The sequence below is a fragment of the Pseudonocardia sp. NPDC049154 genome, assembly GCF_040648315.1.
Taxonomy (GTDB): Bacteria; Actinomycetota; Actinomycetes; order Mycobacteriales; family Pseudonocardiaceae; genus Pseudonocardia.
This window is the reverse complement of the sequence record NZ_JBEZDN010000232.1, coordinates 1-4,528: the sequence shown is the minus strand read 5'-3', so window position 1 is coordinate 4,528 and position 4,528 is coordinate 1. Positions and strand designations below refer to the sequence as shown.

General features: G+C 75.1%; 4 protein-coding genes and 1 pseudogene. 4 read left to right on the top strand and 1 reads right to left on the bottom strand.

Going from position 1 to position 4,528, the window contains the following annotated elements; translation table 11 throughout:
* The 4 genes and pseudogenes from AB0B41_RS42705 to fahA form a co-directional block, all read left to right on the top strand.
* A pseudogene (locus AB0B41_RS42705) lies at nt 1-369 on the top strand (hypothetical protein); the annotation flags it as partial.
* Complete coding sequence (locus tag AB0B41_RS42700; protein ID WP_358212892.1) at nt 344-1,540, top strand: cupin domain-containing protein; 1,197 nt, start codon at nt 344-346, stop codon at nt 1,538-1,540. The pseudogene AB0B41_RS42705 and the gene AB0B41_RS42700, both read left to right, overlap by 26 nt.
* Nucleotides 1,537-2,394 (top strand): hypothetical protein, encoded by an 858-nt coding sequence (locus tag AB0B41_RS42695; RefSeq protein ID WP_358212890.1) that lies wholly within the window; start codon nt 1,537-1,539, stop codon nt 2,392-2,394. Before AB0B41_RS42700 ends, AB0B41_RS42695 begins: the two co-directional genes overlap by 4 nt.
* Nucleotides 2,394-3,566 carry a fumarylacetoacetase gene (gene fahA, locus AB0B41_RS42690; RefSeq protein WP_358212888.1) on the top strand — a complete coding sequence of 391 codons (1,173 nt, stop codon included), beginning with the start codon at nt 2,394-2,396 and terminating at the stop codon, nt 3,564-3,566. Before AB0B41_RS42695 ends, fahA begins: the two co-directional genes overlap by 1 nt.
* 6 nt (nt 3,567-3,572) lie before the next feature.
* Here the strand turns inward: fahA and AB0B41_RS42685 are convergent, their stop codons facing one another.
* A complete protein-coding gene (locus AB0B41_RS42685) occupies nt 3,573-4,340 on the bottom strand; it encodes a VOC family protein (protein ID WP_358212886.1) in 768 nt (255 codons plus the stop codon).
* Nucleotides 4,341-4,528 lie beyond the last annotated feature (188 nt).

Genomic DNA, 4,528 nt, shown 5'->3' with positions numbered 1-4,528 from the left:
CTGCTGCCCGACGCCCCGGTCGTCGTCGCCGGGGCGACAGTCGGCGGCCGGGCCCGCGCGCTGGCGCGCGACGGGTTCCTGCTCCTGACCGGCGCCCGGGTCGACCACGCCGCGGCCACGCGGGCCGCCGCGGCCGCGCCCGGCCCGGTCCGGGTCCTCGCCCTGCCCGAGATCGACCCCGGGGGCACCTTCACGGCGACCCTCGCGGCCCGGCCCGACGAGGTGTGGGTCGTCCGCCCGGACGCCCACGTCGCCGCCGTCCTGGCCGGCCCGACCACCGAAGAGATCACCGCGGCGCTGCACCGCGCGGCGGCGCACCCCGTCACCCGGGAGGAGAGCCACGATGGCGTTCTACAGGCGAGTCGGTGACGTCCCGCCCAAGCGGCACACTCAGCACCGGACCGCGGACGGCGGCCTGCACTACGAGGAGCTGATGGGGGAGGAGGGCTTCTCCTCGGACTCCTCGCTGCTCTACCACACGGGCGTGCCCTCGGCGATCGTCGACGCCACACCGTGGGAGCTGCCGGACCAGAGCACCCGGGAGAACCGGCCGCTGGTCCCGCGGCACCTGGAGCTGCACCGGCTGACCAGCCAGGACTGGAAGGCCGTGGACCCGGTGACCGGACGGCGGCTGGTGCTGGGCAACGCCGACGTGCGGATCTCCTACGTGGTGGCGGGGGAGACCTCGCCGCTGTACCGCAACGCCGTGGGCGACGAGTGCGTCTACGTCGAGTCCGGCACCGCGACCGTCGAGACGGTGTTCGGGGTGCTCGAGGCAGGTCAGGGCGACTACGTGCTGATCCCGCGCTCGACGACGCACCGCTGGATCCCGACGGGCTCGGACCCGCTGCGGCTCTACGCGATCGAGGCCAACTCCCACATCGCCCCGCCGAAGCGGTACCTGTCGCGCTTCGGGCAGCTGCTCGAGCACGCTCCGTACTGCGAGCGGGACCTGCACGGGCCCGCGGAGCCGTACGTGGTGGAAGGGACCGACGTGGAGGTGCTGGTCAAGCACCGCGGCTCACGAGGGATCACCGGGACCCGGTACGTGTACCCGACGCACCCGTTCGACGTGGTGGGCTGGGACGGCTGCCTGTACCCGTACACGTTCGACATCGCCGACTTCGAGCCGATCACCGGCCGGGTGCACCAGCCCCCGCCCGTGCACCAGGTCTTCGAGGGCGACAACTTCGTGATCTGCAACTTCGTGCCGCGCAAGGTGGACTACCACCCGCTGTCGATCCCGGTGCCGTACTACCACTCCAACGTGGACTCGGACGAGATCATGTTCTACTGCGGCGGGAACTACGAGGCGCGCAAGGGATCCGGGATCGGGCAGGGCTCGATCAGCCTGCACCCGGGCGGGCACTCCCACGGCCCGCAGCCGGGCGCGGTCGAGCGGTCGATCGGGGCCGAGTTCTTCGACGAGCTGGCGGTCATGGTGGACACGTTCCGGCCCATGGAGCTGGGCGAGGGCGGTATCGCCGCCGAGGACGACCGCTACGCCTGGACCTGGTCGGGCCGGGGTCCGGGGTCGTGACGGGCGGGGTCCCCGGCGTCCCGGCCCTGGTCGCCGGGCTGTGCGACGACGCCGCGGTCTTCCCGCCCGGCCTCGCCCCGCTGCCCGACGCGGTGCGGGCGTACCGGGACCGGCAGGACCGCTGGTACGCCGGGCTCGTCGGGCCGCTGGTGCTGGCCGCGGCGGCGGTGCCGCAGCTGGGGCCGCTGCTCCCGCCGGGTGCGCGGTTGCCGCTGTCGGTGACGCTGCCGGGCGGGCCGGCGGGCCTGCCCGCCGTGCGTGCGGAGGTCGCGGCGCTGCCGGTGGAGCTGCGGTCGGTCGAGGTGGCGGTGCCCGAGGGCATGGCCACCGCCGAGTTCCTCGACCTGCTGGGGGAGGGGCCGGCGGGTGACCTCGACGTCTACGTCGAGCTGCCCCGCGACCTGCGCCGGGTCGCGATCCTGGAGGCGCTGGCCGCGTCGGGCCGGTACCGGGCCAAGTTCCGCACCGGCGGGGTCCGTGCCGACCTGCACCCGGACGAGGCCGAGCTGGCCGCGGGGGTCGCCGCCGTCGTCGGGGCGGGGGTGCCGTTCAAGGCGACCGCCGGGCTGCACCACGCGGTGCGCAACACCGACCCGGGGACCGGGTTCGAGCAGCACGGTTTCCTCAACCTGCTGCTCGCCACGGACGCGCTCGTCCGGGGCGGCACGGAGCACGAGGCGCGCGCCCTGCTCGCCGAGCGCGACGGAGCGACCGTCGCCGGGCTGGTCCGCGCCGTCGAGCCGGGGGTGCGGGCGGCGTTCACGTCGTTCGGCACCTGCAGCATCACCGAACCGCGCGACGAGCTCGTCGCGCTGGGCGTCCTGACCGCACCGGTCCCGGAAGGAATCCACTGATGAGCGTCGTCGAGGTCCCGGCAGGCTCGCCGTTCGGGCCGGGGAACCTGCCCTACGGGATCTTCTCGGTCGCCGGCGGTGACCCGAGGGTCGGCGTGCGGCTGGGCGACACCGTGATCGACCTGTCCGTGCTGCTCGACGATCCCCTGTTCGCCGCGGCGTCGCTGAACCCGTTCCTGGCCCAGGGGCCGGCCCGGTGGGGGGAGGTCCGCGAGCGGGTCACCGCGCTCGTCGGCGGGGACGTGCCCGATGCGGCCCTGCACCCGGTCCGGGACGTGGCCCTGCACCTGCCGTTCGAGGTCGCCGACTACGTGGACTTCTACGCCTCGGAGCACCACGCGTCGAACCTCGGCCGGTTGTTCCGCCCGGACGCCGAGCCGCTGCTGCCCAACTGGAAGCACCTGCCGGTGGCCTACCACGGCCGCGCCGGGACCGTGGTGGTCTCGGGCACGGACGTCGTCCGGCCGTCCGGGCAGCGCAAGGCGCCGGACGAGGCGGCGCCCACGTACGGGCCGTCGCGGCGGCTGGACATCGAGGCCGAGCTGGGGTTCATCGTCGGCGTCGGCTCGCCGCTGGGCGGGCGGATCGGGGTCGACGAGTTCGCCGGCCACGTCTTCGGCGCGGTGCTGGTCAACGACTGGTCCGCCCGCGACATCCAGGCCTGGGAGTACGTGCCGCTGGGCCCGAACCTGGGCAAGAGCTTCGCCACCTCGGTCGGCCCGTGGGTGGTGCCGCTGGCCGCGCTGCAGGCGGCGCGGGTGCCGCTGCCCGGGCAGGACCCGCAGCCGCTGGACTACCTGCGCGGGAGCGAGGACTGGGGCCTGGACATCGACCTGGTCGTGGAGTGGAACGGCGAGGAGGTGGCCCGGCCGCCGTACCGCGAGATGTACTGGTCGCCGGCGCAGATGCTGGCGCACATGACGGTGAACGGGGCCTCCGCGCGGACCGGGGACCTGTTCGCGTCGGGCACCATCTCCGGCCCGGAACGCCACCAGCGCGGTGCGTTCATCGAGCTCACCTGGGGCGGGCGCGAGCCGGTCACCGTGAAGGGCGAGGAGCGGACGTTCCTGCTCGACGGGGACGAGGTCACGATCTCCGCCACCGCGCCGGGCCCGGACGGCACCCGGATCGGGTTCGGCGAGGTCACGGGCCGGATCACGCCTGCGCGCTGACCGGGGTCACTCCCACACCTCGCCGTCCGGGCTCGCGACCACGACGGTGTAGCCGTCGGGGTCGCGGAGCCAGACCTCGCGGTGGCTCGGCCCGTTGCCCCCGCCCTCCGGCGGGTTGCGGTGCGGCGGCCGGGCCACCGGGGCGCCCGCCGCCCCGGCCCGCGCGACGACGCCGTCGAAGTCGCTGACCTCGCCGAACCAGACCAGGACGCCGTTGCCCAGCGGCGCGCCGGGATCGGCGACGACGGGGCCGTGGTGGTGGGTGACGTCGTGCCGGTGCAGCTGCAGGACGAGGACCCCGTCGGCCAGGAGGCGCTCGTACTCCGGGCCGCCGTGGTCGCTCACCAGACCCAGCACCCGCTGGTACCAGGCGCTCGCGGCCTCGACGTCCCGCACCGCGAGCAGCGGCTGCGCGCGCCCCGTCCGGACGGGGGCGACGAGCCCGAGCCGGGTGCCGTCCGGGTCGTCGACCTCGGCGAGCCACCGGGCGCCCTGGTCGAGCCGTGGTCGGCCGTGCACCCGGCCGCCGTGCGCCACCACCCGGCTCAGCGCGGGGTGCAGGTCGTCGACGCCGAGCCAGAGGACGGGACCGGACCCGGCCGCCGGGACCAGGTCGGTCGACCACTGGCCGCCGAGCCCGGGCGCGTGGAAGCTGCCGTGCTCCGGCTCGCCGGTCCAGCCGAACACCGCCTCGTAGAAGGCGATCGAGCGCCCGACGTCGCGGGTCGGCAGCTGGAGGTACCCGAGCTGTCCGTGGGCCGGGTGCGCGGTCATTCGAGGTCCTCTCGCTCGTTCCCCCGGGCGCCTCGCGACGGGCCGGCCGTCCGTTACCCGACTAACACCCGGTCGGCCCGGAACGAGGATCTGGCTACGGGGTCGGCGTCCGGACGGGACCGGACCCGGCCGCCGGGACCAGGTCGGTCGACCACTGGCCGCCGAGCCCGGGCGCGTGGAAGCTGCCG

Excerpts from the sequence above, each read along its gene's own strand:
- AB0B41_RS42700 (WP_358212892.1), top strand. The coding sequence starts at position 344 with ATGGCGTTCTACAGGCGAGTCGGTGACGTCCCGCCCAAGCGGCACACT.
- fahA (WP_358212888.1), top strand. The coding sequence starts at position 2,394 with ATGAGCGTCGTCGAGGTCCCGGCAGGCTCGCCGTTCGGGCCGGGGAAC.
- AB0B41_RS42685 (WP_358212886.1), bottom strand. The coding sequence starts at position 4,340 with ATGACCGCGCACCCGGCCCACGGACAGCTCGGGTACCTCCAGCTGCCG.